Origin of the sequence: Micromonospora sp. C31, assembly GCF_018070575.1 — a bacterium.
Classification (GTDB): Bacteria; Actinomycetota; Actinomycetes; order Mycobacteriales; family Micromonosporaceae; genus Micromonospora.
The window spans coordinates 18772-35264 of record NZ_JAGPXN010000018.1 but is presented as its reverse complement, the minus strand read 5'-3'; the positions used below and the strand labels follow the sequence as shown (position 1 = coordinate 35264).

At 72.6% G+C, this 16493-nt stretch carries 13 protein-coding genes; 3 read left to right on the top strand and 10 right to left on the bottom strand.

Going from position 1 to position 16493, the window contains the following annotated elements; genetic code table 11:
* Positions 1-6: 6 nt before the first annotated feature.
* Together KBX06_RS21695 and KBX06_RS21690 are read right to left on the bottom strand one after the other, a co-directional pair.
* Positions 7-1584, bottom strand: a complete 1578-nt coding sequence (locus KBX06_RS21695; protein ID WP_210838009.1) for an amino acid adenylation domain-containing protein — start codon at positions 1582-1584, stop codon at positions 7-9.
* A gap of 174 nt (positions 1585-1758) precedes the next feature.
* Positions 1759-3123 (bottom strand): hypothetical protein, encoded by a 1365-nt coding sequence (locus tag KBX06_RS21690; protein WP_210838007.1) that lies wholly within the window; start codon positions 3121-3123, stop codon positions 1759-1761.
* A gap of 151 nt (positions 3124-3274) precedes the next feature.
* Between KBX06_RS21690 and KBX06_RS21685 the strand changes: the two genes are divergently transcribed.
* Positions 3275-3769: a MaoC family dehydratase gene (locus KBX06_RS21685; protein ID WP_210838005.1), complete on the top strand. Its 495-nt coding sequence runs from the start codon at positions 3275-3277 to the stop codon at positions 3767-3769.
* 1 nt (position 3770) lies between these two features.
* On the opposite strand, the gene KBX06_RS21680 is transcribed toward KBX06_RS21685, so the two are convergent.
* The 6 genes from KBX06_RS21680 to KBX06_RS21655 all read right to left on the bottom strand — a co-directional run bounded on the left by KBX06_RS21680 (position 3771) and on the right by KBX06_RS21655 (position 9693).
* Positions 3771-4733, bottom strand: a complete 963-nt coding sequence (locus tag KBX06_RS21680) for an ornithine cyclodeaminase family protein (protein WP_210838003.1) — start codon at positions 4731-4733, stop codon at positions 3771-3773.
* Positions 4730-5599 (bottom strand): CoA ester lyase, encoded by an 870-nt coding sequence (locus tag KBX06_RS21675; protein WP_210838001.1) that lies wholly within the window; start codon positions 5597-5599, stop codon positions 4730-4732. Before KBX06_RS21675 ends, KBX06_RS21680 begins: the two co-directional genes overlap by 4 nt.
* A complete protein-coding gene (locus KBX06_RS21670; protein ID WP_210837999.1) occupies positions 5596-6849 on the bottom strand; it encodes an aminotransferase class I/II-fold pyridoxal phosphate-dependent enzyme in 1254 nt (417 codons plus the stop codon). The genes KBX06_RS21675 and KBX06_RS21670 overlap by 4 nt, the downstream gene beginning before the upstream one ends.
* The gene (locus KBX06_RS21665) at positions 6849-7655 is read right to left on the bottom strand and encodes a cupin-like domain-containing protein (protein WP_210837997.1); all 807 of its coding nucleotides are present in this window, start codon (positions 7653-7655) and stop codon (positions 6849-6851) included. The genes KBX06_RS21670 and KBX06_RS21665 overlap by 1 nt, the downstream gene beginning before the upstream one ends.
* A gap of 101 nt (positions 7656-7756) precedes the next feature.
* Positions 7757-8767 carry a 4-hydroxy-2-oxovalerate aldolase gene (dmpG, locus tag KBX06_RS21660; RefSeq protein WP_210837995.1) on the bottom strand — a complete coding sequence of 337 codons (1011 nt, stop codon included), beginning with the start codon at positions 8765-8767 and terminating at the stop codon, positions 7757-7759.
* Positions 8764-9693, bottom strand: coding sequence for an acetaldehyde dehydrogenase (acetylating) (locus KBX06_RS21655; RefSeq protein WP_247686418.1), 930 nt, complete (start codon positions 9691-9693; stop codon positions 8764-8766). Before KBX06_RS21655 ends, dmpG begins: the two co-directional genes overlap by 4 nt.
* An 875-nt stretch (positions 9694-10568) precedes the next feature.
* On the opposite strand from KBX06_RS21655, the gene KBX06_RS21650 reads away from it, so the two are divergent.
* Positions 10569-11951 carry a hypothetical protein gene (locus KBX06_RS21650; RefSeq protein WP_210837990.1) on the top strand — a complete coding sequence of 461 codons (1383 nt, stop codon included), beginning with the start codon at positions 10569-10571 and terminating at the stop codon, positions 11949-11951.
* A gap of 129 nt (positions 11952-12080) precedes the next feature.
* Here the strand turns inward: KBX06_RS21650 and KBX06_RS21645 are convergent, their stop codons facing one another.
* Positions 12081-13586: an aminopeptidase P family protein gene (locus KBX06_RS21645; RefSeq protein ID WP_210837989.1), complete on the bottom strand. Its 1506-nt coding sequence runs from the start codon at positions 13584-13586 to the stop codon at positions 12081-12083.
* Positions 13587-13994: 408 nt separating this feature from the next.
* On the opposite strand from KBX06_RS21645, the gene KBX06_RS21640 reads away from it, so the two are divergent.
* Positions 13995-14966 (top strand): alpha/beta hydrolase, encoded by a 972-nt coding sequence (locus tag KBX06_RS21640; RefSeq protein WP_307854712.1) that lies wholly within the window; start codon positions 13995-13997, stop codon positions 14964-14966.
* Positions 14967-15133: 167 nt separating this feature from the next.
* Here the strand turns inward: KBX06_RS21640 and KBX06_RS21635 are convergent, their stop codons facing one another.
* Positions 15134-15658, bottom strand: coding sequence for a hypothetical protein (locus KBX06_RS21635; RefSeq protein ID WP_210837985.1), 525 nt, complete (start codon positions 15656-15658; stop codon positions 15134-15136).
* Positions 15659-16493 lie beyond the last annotated feature (835 nt).

The window sequence follows — 16493 nt, the reverse complement described above, 5'->3', positions numbered from 1 at the left end:
CGAGCGCTACCGCGCCGCGCCGGGCCTGCCGGGCACCGGCAGCGCCCGCACGTCCAGCTTCCCGCTCGGCGTGCGGGGCAGCTCCTCCAGGCACACCACGGCGCCCGGCAGCAGGTAGTCGGGCAACGTCTCGCGAAGCTGGTCGCGCAGCTCGCGGGCGGTTGGCCCGGGCGGCTCGCTCGGCACGACGTACGCGACCAGCCGCGGGACGGAGCCGGCCCCGCCGACCGGCACCACCGCCGCCCGGCGTACCCCGGCACACCGGCGTACCGCCTGTTCCACCTCGCCCAGCTCGACGCGATGCCCCCGGATCTTGACCTGGCCGTCCCGCCGGCCGTGGAACTCGACCAAGCCGTCGGGGTGCCGGGTCACCAGGTCGCCCGTGCGGTAGCACCGGCCGTCGCGATGGTCGGTCGGGAACATCTCACCGGTCAGTACGCTGTCGTCGCGGTAGCCGCGGGCGAGCCCCGCCCCGAAGATCAGCAGCTCCCCCTCGACGCCCGGGGCGACCGGTCGGAGGTCGGCGTCGACGACGGCGACGCGAGCGTTGTCGATCGGCCGGCCGATCGGCACGGTGGCGGTGGCAGGGCGCGTCGCCGGGTCGGTCGGCACCTCGAAGGTGAGCGCGCCGACGGTGGTCTCGGTCGGGCCGTAGTGGTTGACCATCCGCACGTCCGACAGTTCGCGGACCTGGTCCACCAGGTCCCAGCGGCACACCTCGCCACCGACGACCAGCAGACGGCGGGGCAGGGCCCGCTCCCCGGCCTCGTCGAGCAGCGCCGCCAGGTGCGACGGGGTGATCTTCAGAACGTCGATGCGGTGCGCGTCCTGGTAGTCGGCGAAGTCGTCGGGGTCCGTCGCGGTCTCCGTCGGCACCAGGTGGACGGTGTCGCCGCCGATGAGGGCCGGGAAGACCGCCGTGTGCCCGAGGTCCGTCGCGAGGCTGGTCACCGACGCGAAGCGCAGCTGCCCGCCGTCGCCGCGTTCCGCTGCGGCCAGCCGGGCGACGAAGGCCGCGTAGTTGGCCAGGGCCGCGTGGGGGATCTCGACGACCTTGGGTACGCCGGTGGAGCCGGAGGTGAACACGGTGTAGGCGAGCTGGTCCGCGGCCACCGGCAGCGGGCCGCGCAGCGTCCCGGCGTGCTCCGCCGCCGCCCCGGCGGCGATCCAGCGGGCCAGGTCCACGGGGAGCGCCACCTGACCGGGGACCGGCGCATCGTCGCGATCGGTCACCACGACGGCGGCCCCGCAGCCGCGCAGCTGGCTGTCGATCCGGGCCCGGGGCTGGTTGGCGTCCACGCAGGCGTAGCCGGCCCCGGCGTGCAGTGCGGCCAGGCAGGCCACCAGTTGGGCGGCGCCCCGGTGGGCCAGGACGGCCACCGGGACCGCCACGCCGTGGTCCCGCAACACGTCGGCGAGGCCGGCGACGGCGTGGCGCAGTTCGGCGTAGCTCAGTGTCGCGTCCGCGCCGACGACGGCCGTCCGGCGACCGGCACGTCCCGCGACGTCCCAGATCAGCGCGGGCACCGCCCGGTCGGGGTCCCACCCGGCCGGCCGCCCGGCCACCTCGGCATCGGCAGGCATGGCAGGTCCCTTTCCGTTCGACGGCGGCGGGCCGCGGCACGACCGTCAGGTCGCGCGGCACCGGCCTGCGGTGGCAGTGATCGTGACACGGGTGCCCGGCCGCGACAACACCTCATCCGTCGCGCGAACCCCTATCGTCGCGGCCCCGCGGCGGACGACGAGCCGCCCCTGTGGTCAGACCGCCACCATGCAGTTGTCGGAGCCGCTGTCACGCCCCCGGGCGCTGACGATGCCGGCGGAACCGTCGCCGTAGTAGCGGCAGAACAGACCCGCCGGGCGCCCACCGAACAGCAGCGGCCCGATCACCGGAGCGACCTCGACCTCGTGGGCCTCGTCGGCGCCGTCGGCGACCAACGCGACCCGGCACGTGCGGGGGGCCACGAAGTCCTGCACCACGCTGGTGCCGTCGGCGGCGGCCTCGACGACGGCGGACTCCCACGTCGCCTGGTCGACCTCGCCGCCGATGACCACCTGCTTGCCGCTCTCACCCAGGCCCGCCTTGAGCACCAGCAGGTCGCGGTTGGCCAGGACGAACGGGAGCAGCTCGACCTCGCGACCCGCGCGGCCGGTCCTGCGGTCGGAGAGGATCCGCGTCCACGGCACGTACCGGTCGACGAGGCTCCGGTCGACCGCGCTCATCCACGGCCGGCCCTCCGACAGCAGGCCCATGGTCAGCTTGCTGTGCATGAAGGTCGACGTCTGGGTGCCCACGAGCAGGCAGCCGTTGTCGAGCGCGTCCTGCACGTAGCTGGTGTCGAGGCCGGCGTCGAGCCAGTCCGGGATGGTGAAGTTGCGCAACCCGACCGGGTAGCGCAGGTGCGGCGGGCAGTCCCACGCCTGCGGCAACTCCTCCGGCTCGAAGAACCGCGCGGTCAGGCCGTGGTTGTTGAGGTAGTCGGCCTCCAGTTGGAAGTAGCGGCTCTGCACGCCGTAGACCCGGGCGCTGCCCACGATCGCCACCCTCGGCGCCAGTGCCAGCTCGGCGCAGAGCGACCGGTACATCTGCGCGCGCACGGCGAACGGGTCCGGGGAGGCGAACGGGGTCCGCCCCTCGCCGTCGGCGTGCAGCTTGCGCCACACCTCGAGACGGCAGTGCGTCTCCACCACCCCGCCGAGCGCGCCACTGACGTTGAACTCCAGGAACCTCGGCCCCTGCGGCCCGATGACGACGTCCGGCCGGACGACGGAGTCCGGGTAGCGCTCCTCGACGAACGGGTCCCGGACGAAGAGCTGGTGCTCGCTCTGCGGCATCCGGTAGGCCGCCAGCCGGCCCTCGGTGGTGGGGGCCGTCTCCAGGGCGGTGCGGCGCAGCAGGTCGACCAGCGCGGCGGCCACCCGGAAGATCTCGGCGTAGGACGCGCGCGGGATGGCTATCGGCGCCGCGGGCAGCAGCCGCTGGTAGGGCCAGCCCGTGTCGCGCAGCTCGTGACGGAGCATCCCCCGGATCGTCTCCACCGGCGCGGCCGGGGCCAGCCGGTGGGTGCCGAACCACGGGTGCCCGGCCGGCCCCGCACCGCCGACGTCCTCGCACACGGTCATCTGACGCCCTCCGGAGTTGCACGTCGGGCCGGCCGCCGCATAGCGCTCGCCATGGGCCGGTATCTCCGAAACGATGATCGACATAGACTAACATTCACGTCCGGCGTGGACCGGGCCCGTTCGTCCACACGCGACCCGGGGAGAGCTGTCGATGGCACTGCGTCATGTCCAGGGCAACGAGTACCGCGAAGAGCACGGCGGCGACTACGAGGACTTCGAGCCCGGCATGGTCATCCGACACTGGCCGGGCCGCACCATCTCCGAGACCGACAACACCTGGCTGACCCTGCTCACCATGAACCAGCACCCGCTGCACTTCGACGAGCACTACGGCGCCGGCAGCGAGTACGGGCGGGTGCTCGTCAACAGCGGAATCACGCTGTGCCTGATCGGCGGCATGACCGTGCAGGCCCTGTCGGCGCGGGCGGTGGCGAACCTGGGCTGGGACAAGGTCCGCCTGCGGGAGCCGGTGTTCGTCGGGGACACGTTGTACGCCACCAGCCGGATCCTCGACAAGCGCCTCAGCCGGTCCCGGCCCGGCCAGGGCATCGTGACGGTGGAGACGACGGGCACGAAGTCCACCGGCGAGACGGTCATCGTCTTCGAGCGCTCCTTCATGGTCCGGTGCCGGGAGAGCTCCTCCTGACCTACGCCACGGACGCCGCCCCCTCGTACAGCGCCACCGCGGCGGCCGTGTCCTCGATGGCCATCCCGACCGTACGCAGGACGGAGGTCCGCCCGTCGGCGCGGACCTGACCGGCGACCAGCGCGCCCAGCTCGTGCAGGTCGTTCACGCCGAGCAGACCGGCGGCCACGGCGGCCCGCACCTCGCCGGCGCCGTCCAGCGCCGCGGTCCGTTCCTCGACGACCGCCATGGCGTCGGCCAGGAGGGCGGGATCGAGTTCGATCGCGTCCGGGTGGGTGCCGCCGATGACGTTGACGTGTGCGCCGGGCGCCACCCAGTCCGCCTCGACCAACGGCGTGTTGTCGCTGGTCGAGGTCGCGGTGCAGATGATCGCCGCGTCGGCGACGGCGGCCTTGGCGCTGTCGCAGACGCTCGCGTGCACCGGGTGGGGCACCGCGTCGCGGACCCAGTCGGCGAACTGCTCGGCCCGGTCCCGGGTCCGCGAGAACACCCGGACGGTGCGGATGCGGCGCACCGCCGCCACCGCGCGCGCCAGCGACCGCGCCTGCACCCCCGCCCCGATGACGGCGAGGTCCTCGGCGTCCTCGGCGGCGCACCAGCGGGTCGCCAGGGCGGCGACCGCGCCGGTGCGGACGGCCGTGAGCTCGGCGCCGTCCAGCAGGGCCGTGATCTGCCCGGTGGCCAGGTCCGTCAGGGCGACGACCCCGTGGATCAGCGGCAGCCCGCGCCCGGGGTTGTCGGGGGTCAGTGTGGTGATCTTGACGCTGCCCACCCCGCGCCGCTCCCAGACCGCGGGGCTGACCAGCAGGACCCGCTGGGGGCCGTGTTCGATGACGGTACGCGCCGGGGAGTCGGTCCGGCCGGCGGCGAGGTCCACGAACATCTCGCCCAGCGCGTCGATGACCCGCACCAGTTGCCGCGTGCCCGCCATCCGCGCGGCGTCGACCGTCACCGGCCCGGTCATCCGGCGGCTCCGTCGGTGTCGAACCGGGCGGCCCAGGCGTCCTCGCGCGCCACGGTGGCGCGGGCCATCCGGGCGAACGGCGGGCCCACCATGTTCCCGTCCAGCACGGCGATCCCGCCGCTGGCCGCCCGCACCGCCTCGGCCACCCGGCGTGCCAGGCGCAGGTCGTCGGCCTGGGGGCGCAGCACCCGGTTGATCTCGTCCAGTTCGCCCGGGTGCACCGTCGCCTTGCCGTGGAAGCCGAGCGCCCGCACCCGGGCGGTCTCCTGCGCCAGGACGGCCGGCTCGGCGAGCCGGAAGTTGGCGGTGTCGATGCAGGCGGTGCCGTGCCGCGCGCAGGCCAGCGCCATCGCCTGCCGGGCGGCGAGCATGGCCTCCCAGGTGATCTCGACCCCGAGCGTCGCGGCCAGGTCGGCCGAGCCGAGGACCAGCCCGTCACTCGCCCCGGCGATCGCGTCGATCCCGGCCACCGCCTCCACGGTCTCCACCGTCACGTAGATCTCCGGGTACGCGTCGGCGGAGGCCAGGATCTGCCGCAGCAGGGCCACCTCGGCCGCCGAGGTCACCATCGTCATCATGACGATGCCGGGCCGCACCGGGGACTCCGTGAGGGCCACCAGGTCCTGCACCGCCGCGACGCTGCCCAACTGGTTGACGCGGACCGCGACGTTCTCCGGCCGTGGCGCCTTCTCCAGGGCGGCCCGGCACACACTGCGCGCGGCCGGCTTGTCGGCCGCCGGTACGGAGTCCTCCAGGTCGATCAGGTGCACGTCCGCGTCGTAGGACCAGGCCTTGACGACCCGGTCCAGCGACAGCGCCGGGGTGTAGAGGATGCTGCGCGGGATCGCCCGCGCGGCGCCGGTCACCGGGTCACCGGCTCGGGCCGCGCGGCGGCCGGGCGGGCGCCGGCCTCGACGAGCACGGAGCACAGCCTGGTGATCTGTTCCTCGGTCTGGCCCGCGCGCAGCATGACCCGCAGGCCGGCGGTGCCCCGGGCGACGATCGGGAAGAACACGGGCGAGGTGTAGAACCCGGCCGCGAAGACCCGCTGGGCAGCCTCGACGACGGTCTCGTCGCTCATCGGCACCACCCGGATCGGGTACGTGCTGCCGGACTGTTCGGTGACGAGCAGCGAGTCGAACAGCGCGATGTTGGACCGCAGCCGCCCCTGCAGGAGGGTCAGTTCCTCGGTGCGGTGGATCTCGGCCGAGGCGAGTGCGGCGCCCACGGCGGCGGCGTTCATCTTCTGCGAGTAGCCCAGCGGCCCCGCGAAGCGTTCGACGATGCGCCGCGTCTGCTGGGGGAAGCCGTCGAGCAGGATCGCCGTGCCACCCGCCCCGAAGCCCTTGCTCAGGGTGGCGACGGTGATGGTCCGGTCGTCGCGCACGGGGCAGTGCGAGCGGACGTAGCCGATGCCGCGCTCGCCGTACGCCGACAGCGAGTGCGAGTCGTCGTAGAAGACCAGCAGGTTGTACTTGTCCTGCAACACCGCCAACTCCTCGACGGGCGCGTAGCCGCCGAGGCTGTCCGAGCCGTCCACGACGTAGCAGACGCGCTCGTAGGTGCGGCACATGTCCTCGATGTAGTCGAGGTCGTGGTGGCGGCAGGTGACGACCTCGGTCTCGTCGGCGCAGTTCGGCTTGGCGTTGCCCATCGACACGTGGGCGTTCTTGTCGAAGACCATCAGCGGGCGGGTGCCGTTGCCGAGGTGCCCCGACGCGATCAGCGGCAGCAGGCCGGTGCTGGCCGCCGCCGTGGAGATCGCACTGATCACCATCGCGTCGAACAGTTCGCCCAGCGACTCCTCCAACTCCAGCAGCACCGTCGTCTGCACCCGGGTACGCGGGATGCAGTGGTCCAGCACCCCGAAGCGGCGCAGCGCGGCGACGGCCCCGTCGATCACCTTCGGATGGGTGTCCAGGTCCAGGTAGGAGCAGACGGTGAAGTTGACGAACTCGTGGCCGTCGGCCATCCGGAACACGCCGTCGGAGAGGTCACCGACGATGCCGGCGACCCCGTGTTCCTCGGACATGTTCCAGAAGGTGTTCCCCACGCCGATGAGCTTGTCGTTGTTGCGGTAGCGGTGGGTGGGGGTGATGGTCTTGCGCTCGCTCATCAGGAGTTCACCTCGGTGGGCTTGTAGCTGTAGACGCCCTTGACCCTCCGGTAGGCGTACGTGTAGAGCGCCACGCCGAGCGCGTGCGGCCTGCGGAGGATCTTCTTCGACTTCAGCCAGAAGTTGACGTTGATGTTCATCTCGTCCAGCGACTCGGCCTGGTGCCACCAGCCCAGCGGCAGGTAGAGCATGTGACCCGGTTCGAGGACGAAGTCGCGGCGCTGGGCCAGCTTGGGCGCCACCCTCGGGAAGCGCGCCAGGTCGACGTTGTCCAGGTCGAACACCTGGGACTTGTCCCCGAAGCCGCGCAGCACCGAGCGCGGGTAGTACTCGCGGGAGCCGGGCGGGGCGATGATGAAGCGCTTGCGGCCCTCCAGCGCGATGTTGAAGTTCTCGAACTCGTCGAAGTGGTTCTTGGTGAACACGCCGCGGTGGCTGATCCACAGGTTCGCCGCGTACAACGAGTCGCCGTAGCCGAAGAACTTGTCCGCGTCGAAGCCGATGACGGCGTTCACGTCGGCCGGGCTGTTGCGGATGTTCGACACCACCCGGTGCCACGTTCCCGGCGTGCTCAGGTGACGCTCGTCGGCGAAGAAGTCGCGCAGCTTGATGTCGCGGGTCTCCCAGCGCCCCGGGTGGTTCTTGTCGCCCGGCTCGCTGAACAGGGTGACGGTCATGTCGGCCAGCCGGCTCGCCACGCCCTCGCGGCCGAGCCCCTGCACGTCACCGGGCAGCGCGATCACCACGGGCACGTCGGCCTTGAAGAGGCCGCCGGGGCCGACGGCCATGAACTCGTCGAACGTCATGCGGGCCACGGGAACACCCGCCGACCCGTTCGCACTGGACACTGCGTCCGAAACTCCCATGTCGCCTTTCCTCGCTGCTGGGGGCCGCGCTGCGCGGCCGGTCACGTGGTGGCCCTGCGGGCGCTGAGTTCGGCCACCACGTCGACGATCAGGTCCTCCTGGCCGGCGATGGCCTGCCGCCGGCCGAGTTCGAAGAACACGTCACGCGCGTCGACGCCGGCGCGGCCGGACAGCTCGACCACCCGGTGCTTGAACCCCGAGAACACCCCGGCCAGGCCGCTCACGATGGACATCGAGGCGGTCACCGGGGGCGCCGGCATGAGTTCGCGCTCCGCCAGGTCGGCGGCGTCGAGGAGCGCGTACAGGTCGATGCCGGTGGCGAAGCCGCTGCGCTCCAGCACGGGGACGAGCACCTCGAGCTGGGTGTTGCCCGCCCCGGCGCCGAAGCCCCGTGCGCAACCGTCGATGATCCGGGCGCCGGCCTGCGCCGCGGCCACCGAGTTGGCGACGGCCATGCCGAGGTTGTCGTGGCCGTGGAAGATCACCGGCGTGTCGACCGCCGCGGCGATCGCCGCGATCCGCTCGGTGACGTCGTCAGGCAGGAAGTGACCCGCCGAGTCCATGATCCCGACCGCCTGGGCGCCGTACCCGACGGCCCGGGCCGCGTGCTCGGCCAGTTCGCCGGGGGACGCCATGTGGCTCATCATCAGCACGCAGTGCGCCTCGGCGCCGGCTCCGCGCAGGACGTCGAGATGCCGCTCGGCCAGGGACGTCTCGGTGGCGTGCACACCGATGCGGACGACGTCGGCGCCGTGGCCGATCGCCCGCCGCAGGTCGTCGGAGGTGCCCCAGCCCGGCAGCATGAACACGCCCATCCGGCTGTGCCGCAGCGCCTCCCGTACCGTCGACAGCATCTCGTCGTCGCTGACCGCGGCCTGGCCGACCTGGAGCGACGACGCGCCCAGGCCGTTGCCGTGGCCTACCTCCACCACCGGGATCCGCGCCGCGTCCGCCGCCTGCGCGTACCGGCGCAGGGCGACCGCCCCGAGCTGGTGGCGGACCGCGTGCTGGCCATCGCGCAGCGTCGGGTCGTGGATCACGACGTTCCTCATCGGGCCGCCTCCGTCCGGGCGGTCCGGCCCAGCCGGGCCGCGTGCTGCTCGGCGACCAGGATGGCGGCCGAGTTGATGATGTCGAGGTTGCCGGCGTAGCGGGGCAGCACGTCGCTGTGGGCGGTGACCTGGAGGGCGACCGTGACCCGGTCGTCGGCCACCGTGCAGGCGGTCACGACGTAGCCGGGAGCGAACGAGCGCACCCGCTCGGCCACCGGGTCCACCGCCGCGCGCACCGCGGCGACGTCGGCACCGGGGATCCGTGCGTGCACGGCCGTCCGGAAGGTCGCCGGCGGCACCGCCGGGCTGATGTTGAGGATCGCCTTGACGTCGGGCACGCCGGAGAACGTCGTGATGGCGTGCGCGGTGGTCGCCACGTACTCGTCGAGGTTGAGCCGGGTGCCGCGGCCGGCGACGTCGCTGGCCACCGTCGAGACGACCTCGAGGTAACTCACCGGGAAGCGGGCCGCGAGGGCGTGCGCGACCGGGATGGACGCCTGGCCGCCGCAGCTGATCAGGTTGATGTTGCGCCCGGTCGTCGCACCCACCCCGGTCACGGTCGGCACCACCATCCGGCCCGCCCTGCTGGGCGTCAGGTCCACCACCAGCGTGCCCAGCGGCTCCAGCAGCGACCAGTGGTGCAGGTGCGAGGCCGCGTTGGTGGCGTCGAACACCACGTCGAACGGAGTCGCCGCCGCCAGCACGGCGTCGATCCCGTCGGCGGTGACCGGACAGCCGAACCGCTCGGCGTGCCGCAGGCCCGCCGAGTCCGGGTTGCGCCCGGCCACCAGGCGGCAGTCCAGCAGCGGCGATCGGTGGATCTTGCTGATCAGGTCCTGGCCGATCGCCCCGGTGCCGATGACGGCGACGGTGGCGGGTTCGACGACGCCGGCATCGGCGTCGGCCACGTCCGCGGTGAGACTCAAGGCGTGCCTCCAGGGCGCTGGAGCCGGTCGGTCCGCGACCGCCGGGCGAGGGTTCGGCGGGTGCGGGTCGCGTGGCTCGCGGCATCCCGGCCGTAGGTTCTCAATTGCGTCGTCCTCACCATTCGATGTACACGCCGGCCCGCCGCGGAACCTCGCGCCGCCAGCGCGACGCCGGGAGACGGAGGCCCGCCGGGGGATGTCCGCACACGCGGTGACCGGGACTCGGCCGGCGGTTTCCGTACGGCCGGAATTGTCTCGTCTCGAGCGGCAATCGGACATACAACTTAATCTCAGAAGTCTCGCCGCAATAACCGAAGAAGCCCCCGTCTACATGCACGACAAGCAATGTGGCCATTGCGCTCTCAGCAGCCGCAACGATCTGCCGGCATCGAAGCTATCAGACGGCCACGGCGAGCGGCCCTGACTGGTGGGTCACTCTCACGACAGTCCACGCTGGAGTGTGGACCGTCACAGAGCCGTACGCCGGTCGTGGGTGCATCGGCGCCCCACCGGCCGCTCACGGCGCTTCGACGCTCTTCGGGCACTTCGTCCGCCCTTCCGCCGGCGCGCTCCTTTCGCGACCCACGCCGCCCTCCCCCGGGACCACGGATCCGTCCCGCCGCACCGGCGGTACCGCGCCGTCGACTGTGCCACCACCATTTGCGACTATCTTCGTCAGTTCCACCGTGCTGGCATTCTCGGACGGTCCGGTCGATTGTCGGCGGCGGCGGGTCGGCAGTTCGGGAAAGGGCACGGGGAAACGTGGACCCCGCCGCCGGCGGAGCCCGATCGGCGACGGCCGACGGTCGCCGCCACCCCCCTGCCGGCCCCCGCCCGACCGGAACCGGACGCCACCCGCCCCGAGAGGACACACCATGACGACCATCCGGCCGCCCGCAGTGGGCAGGTCGCCCCTGGGCCGCGCGTACGCCGAGCACCTCACCCGGAGGGCGGCGACGGACGACCCGACCGCCGCCGCCCGGGACTCGGCCACTCTCGAGCCGTACCGGGAGCGGTTCATGAGCGGCCCCGCCTTCCTCAGCGCGGCCGAGTGCCGGGCCGTCGCCCGGGACCTGCGCACCGTCTACGACCTGCTGCGCGCCCTGCCGGAGCGGGTGTTCGACGGCGACCTCACCGCGCTGGCGCAGTCCGTCGGCATGGATCCCCTGCAGACGGCGCTGATCACGCGCGGCGCCCGCGCCGGGTCGCTCGTCCCGCTCGGCCGCGCCGACCTCTACCACGACGGCCTGGGCTTCCGCCTGCTCGAATTCAACATCACCAGCGCGCTCGGCGGTTTCGAGAGTGCCGACATCAACCGGGCGATGCTGGCGTACCCGCCGCTGCGGGAGTTCGTGGACGAGCACCGGCTCCGGTACCGGGACACGCTGGGCTGCATCGTGCGGACCATGTACGCGGAGTGCGCCCCGATGATCCCCGCGGACCGGCCGCCCGTCGTCGCCGTGGTCGACACGATCGAGAACTACCCGATAGTCGGGTCCCGGCTCGAGGTGCTGGCCGAACTGCTCGCCGGATACGGCATCGAGGCGATCGGCTGCCACCTCGGCCAGTTCACGTACCCGTCGGGCCGACCGACGGTGGCGGGCCGCGCCGTCGACGTCGTCCTGCGGTACTTCCTACCGGAGGACCTGGCCGACCCGGCGGTGACCGCCCAGGTGGAGCCGCTGCTGGTCGCCGTGGAGCAGGAGAAGGTCGGCCTGCTCAGCCGCCTGGACGCCGAGTTGTACGGCAACAAGGGCACCCTGGCCATGCTCTCCGACGACCGGCACCGGGGCCTGTTCGACGCCGACGAGCTGGCCTGCGTCGACCGGATCCTGCCGTGGACCCGGTACGTGCGCCCGCGCGGCACCGATCCCGAGGGGGCCGAGGTCGACCTGCTCGCCTACGCCCGGGCCCGGCAGGGCGAGCTGGTCCTCAAGCCGACGCTGCTGCACGGCGGCAACGGCGTCCTCGCCGGCTGGACGGTCGACGGGGACGAGTGGCAGGCCCGGCTCCGCGCCGCGGTCGACGGCCCGTTCGTGCTGCAACGTCGGGTCCGGCCCGCCGCGGAACCGTTCCCCGACGGCGCCGGCGGCGTGCGGGACCTCTACCTCAACTGGGGGGTCTACCTGGCCGACCGGGACGTCGTCGACGAGGACGGTTACGCCGGCTGCCTCGTCCGCGGCAGCACCGACCCCGGGGTCGGTGTGGTCAGCATGGCCGGTGGCGCGACGATCGGCTGCACCTTCCACGGCGGCTGAGCGTACCGCCGCCTGTCGGGCACCGGGTCGCGGTGCCCGACAGGCGTCAGCGGTCGGCGCCGGCCGCTGGGGCCGTTCCGGCCGGGCGCCGGGCGCCCGCACGGACCGGCCGACAGTCCGCGGACCGGCTCACGCACCCGCGCCGGAGCGCACCCGGGCGATCCAGGCCTCGACGTCGTCGGCGGTACGCGGCATGGCCGACGACAGGTTCTCGTGACCGTCCTCGGTGACCAGCACGTTGTCCTCGATCCGGACGCCGATGCCGCGGAACTCCTCCGGCGCCAGCAGATCGTCGGCCTTGAAGTACAGGCCGGGCTCGACGGTGAGGATCATCCCGGGCTTCAGCTCGCCGTCCATGTAGTCCTGGCGCAGCAGCATCTGACAGTCGTGCACGTCCATGCCGAGGTGGTGCGACGTGCCGTGGACCATCCATCGCCGGTGCCAGCCGCCCCGCTCGCGGTCCAGGGTCTGCTCGAGGGTCACCCCCTCCGGCAGCAGCCCCCACTCGTGCAGCCGTCGGGCGATGACCACGTTCGCGGCGGCGTGGATGTCGCTGAACCTGTTGCCCGGCTTCACCGCCGCCAGGCCGGCCTCCTGCGCCTCCAGGACCGCTTCGTAGATCTTGCGCTGCACGTCGGTGAAGCGACCGGTCACCGGCAGGGTGCGCGTGATGTCCGCGGTGTAGAGGGAGTCGACCTCGACACCGGCGTCCACCAGGATGAGGTCGCCCTCGCGGACCGGCCCGGTGTTCTTGGTCCAGTGGATGGTGTTGGCGTGGTCGCCGGACGCGCAGATGGTCTCGTAGCCGATCCCGTTGCCGTCGTGGCGGGCGTACAGGCCGAAGAGGCCCTCGACCCACCGCTCGCCGCGCTCCTTGCCGACGGCCTCGGGCAGCCCGGCGATGATCGCCTCGAAGCCCCGGTGGGTGGCGGCGATCGCCTTGCGCATCTCGCCCACCTCCCACTCGTCCTTGAGCAGCCGCATCCCCGAGAGGTGGCGGGCCAGTTCCTCGTCCGCCTCGTGCTGCTGCGTCACCGACGCGGACGTGTCCGCCTGGGCCCGGGTCTCGTCGACGAGCTGGGCGAGCTCTCCGTCGGCCCCCCGCACGACACGCACCCCGGTCGCGCCGGCGTCCTTGGCCAGGACGTCCGGGAGCGTGTCGATGTGCCGGGTGCCGATGCCCAGCCGCTGCTCGACCTCGCGCATCGTGGGGCGGGGTCCGACCCAGAACTCGCCGAACCGGGAGTCGGCGAAGAACTCCTCGCTGTCGCGCGGGGCCAGCGGCCGGAAGAACAGGATCGCCTCGTGGCCGTCGGGCTTCGGGTCCAGCACCAGGACGCTGTCGGGCTCGGTGTCGAACCCCATGCCGGTCAGCCAGGCGAAGGCCGTGTGCGGGCGGAAGGTGTAGTCCGTGTCGTTGCTGCGCACCTTGAGGCCGCCGGCGGGGATGATGAGGCGCTCGCCCGGGAACCGCCGTGACAAGGCCGCCCGGCGACGGGCCGCGTTGTCGGCGACCTCCGAGCGCGGGACAGGTGCCGCATCCGGAGTGGCCCAGCCGGAGGCGATGAAAGCGCGAAACTGATCGCTCGTGGGGGTGTTGCGGTGGCTGGCTTTCACCTGCTCGTCGCTTGTCATGGTCGATATCCTGCCACGCGCCGCGGAGCCTCGGCAAAGCCGCCGGAACCCTCGACCGCACCCCCGTGACGCGCCCCGGCGGCACGGCCAGAACCCGATCGTCGCCGCCGGATGTCCGTTGTGGCCGCCGGTATCGACGTTTGTGCCGGCGGCACGGACCGAAGGGACTTTCCGAAACGCCACAATCGATCGACGCCTTGACATCCGTTGTAACCTCTTCGAAGCCGCTCGATCGGCGTCCCAGGCGCGTTCGTCAACGCCGCCGTTTCCGATTTGTTTGATCCGACCGTCCGATACGGTCGCCAACTCACGGAAAGCGAAGTGCCCATGCGATTGTCTGCGTTGAGTTCTGCGATGAAGCCGACTCCAGGCCGTGATTCGCGTCGTCGAGGCGGGCGGATCGCCGTCGTGGCCGCGCTCGGACTGGCGCTCGTCGGCGCGGCGGGCGCCGGTGCCGCGGCCGTCGCGCCCACCCCGACGCCGGAGCTGGCCGCGGCGACCGTCGGCGGGCAGGGCGTACGACAGGGCAACGTCACGGTCGACGGCGCGACCCTGCGCTACACCAGGACCGGCAGCGGCTCGCCGTTGGTGCTGCTGCACGGGTGGCCGCAGACGTCGTGGGTGTGGCACAAGGTGCTGCCCTCCCTCGCCCGGCAGCACACCGTCATCACGTTCGACCTGCCTGGCCTGGGCGCCTCCACGGCTCCGGCCGGCGGCTACGACAAGGCCACCACCGCCCGCCGGATCCGCCAGGCGGTCAACCAGCTCGGCTTCACGCAGGTGGCCCTGATCGGCCACGATCTCGGCGCGATGGTCGCGTACAACTACGCCCGCGACTTCCCCACCGAGGTCACCCGGATCGGCGTCGTCGAAAGCCCGCTGCCGGGATTCGGGTTGGAGGACTTCTACGGGATCAGCTGGCACTTCCTGTTCAACGCCTCACCCGCGCCCATCCCGGAGCGCATCATGGACAACGAGGACGTCCCGACGTATCTCGGAATGCTCTTCGACCGGGCGCAGCACCCGGAGGCGATCGACCGCAACGTCTACCACCGCGCGTATTCCGACCCGGCGAAGCGGACGGCGGGATACGAGTACTACCGGGCGTTCAAGGAAGACGCCGCCGACAACCAGGCCCACGCGCAGGCGAAGCGCCTCACCATTCCCGTGCTGGCCATGGGAGCCGATTCCGTCTTCGGGCCGGCCGTCGCCGCCTCCTACCAGCAGGTGGCCACCGACGTGCGTACCGTCGTGGCCCCCGACACCGGCCACTGGATCGCCGAGGAGAACCCGGCCTTCTTCAGCGCCTGCGCGTTGCTCTTCTTCGGACCCGCCACCGGCACCCCGTCCAGCCCCGAACTCACCGGCTGCGCCCCCTGACCGCAGCCCGTCGACCCGCACCGCACCACGGCGAGGGCGCCCCGGGGCGGGCGGGTGCGTCGCCACCGCCCGCCCCGGTCGCTTCCCGCCCGGCGACCCGGCCCTGCCGATGGATCGGGTGGACCGGGCGGCGGCCCGGCGGACGGGGCGCTCCCCTGCCCGGGCCGTCAGCTGTCCCCGTAGACGAGGTCCATCACGTCGGTGCGCCCGGACCAGCGCAGTTCGAAGCGCCAGCAGCCGGCCTGCGGCAGGTCCACGATCGACGGACCAGGGCCGCCGGCGACCTCCCGGGTCACCCGGGCTCCGCTGCCATGCAGGGTCGCGGTGATCCGCAGGGGACCACCTGCGGCTACGGCGGGGTTTGTCGTGGTGGGGCGGGCGACCCAGAGGATCTTGTTGTTCGTCCCGTTCCTCCTCACCCGCGTCAGCGGGTGTCCGAACAGCACCGCGACGATCTCGCCGCTCGCGCCGAGGACGTGCGGCATCCGGGTGCTCCCGCTGAACCCGGCGTCCGCCCAGTCGGGCAGCGGCCCCGTCTCCACCTGCGAGCCGCAGCCGGGGGCCGCAGCCGACGGCGCGCCCGTCGGCGGCGCGCTCTGTGGGGCGGCGGCCGGCGCGGCCGGCTGCCCTGCCGTCGTGCACCCCGCCAACAGCAGCACCGTTGCCAGCGACACCCCGCGTCCTGCACCCATCCCATGCCTCCCGACGTCCCACTCGTGCGTGCACGGTCAGGACACCGGCCGACTCCACCAGGTCCCGGCGCGGGCCACGGGATCGGCACGCCGGGTGCACACCCGGGCCGGCACCGGCACAATTACCCCTACGGTCCGTTCATGAACCGCAACCGCTGCGCCGGATCCTCGACGTGCCGGCGGTGCAATCCCCGTCGTCTCGATACCACCCAGGCATCTTCATACCGCGCAGGTATCAACGTCCCGGCGACAGTGGCGCCCTGTTTTAGCGAGCGGGCGATCGCGAGCGCCTCGGGCCTGCTGAGTTCGCCCTCGATCCGGTAGCTCGCGCCAGCCTCCTGCCGGATCGAAGTGGACGCGGCGAGGCGCGTGGTCTGCACCCTGGACGGTGCCAGCGAGGTCCACGTAGGACAGCGCGGCGGCGCTGCGCCGGGCCGCCAGGAGCCCGTAGTTGCCCGAGCGGGCGACCCACCTGCGTCTCAGCAGCACCACCGACGTCTCCAGCCAGGGGCGGGGGTCTACGTCGATCGGATCGTGGCTGCGGACCGGGACGGGCTCCTCTTCCAGGGCGAGGGCGAGGGCGCCGACGCCACCCCGGCTCGTTCCCGCCGGCTGGTCGCCCGCCCGCGCCTGAGCCGGTCGCCGTGCCCCGGGCCGCGTCCACCCGCGCCCGTTTAGACGTGGCCGGGCAGGACCGGTCGCCGCGGACGGGCTCCGGCACGGGTCGGCTCAGGGCGTACGGGCGGGAGGTCGGGCGCTGCCGGTCGCCGGACGCCCTCGCCGCCCTCATCAGACGGGGCAAGCCCACGTGAAGGGCCCCGCCCCTGCTCCGACC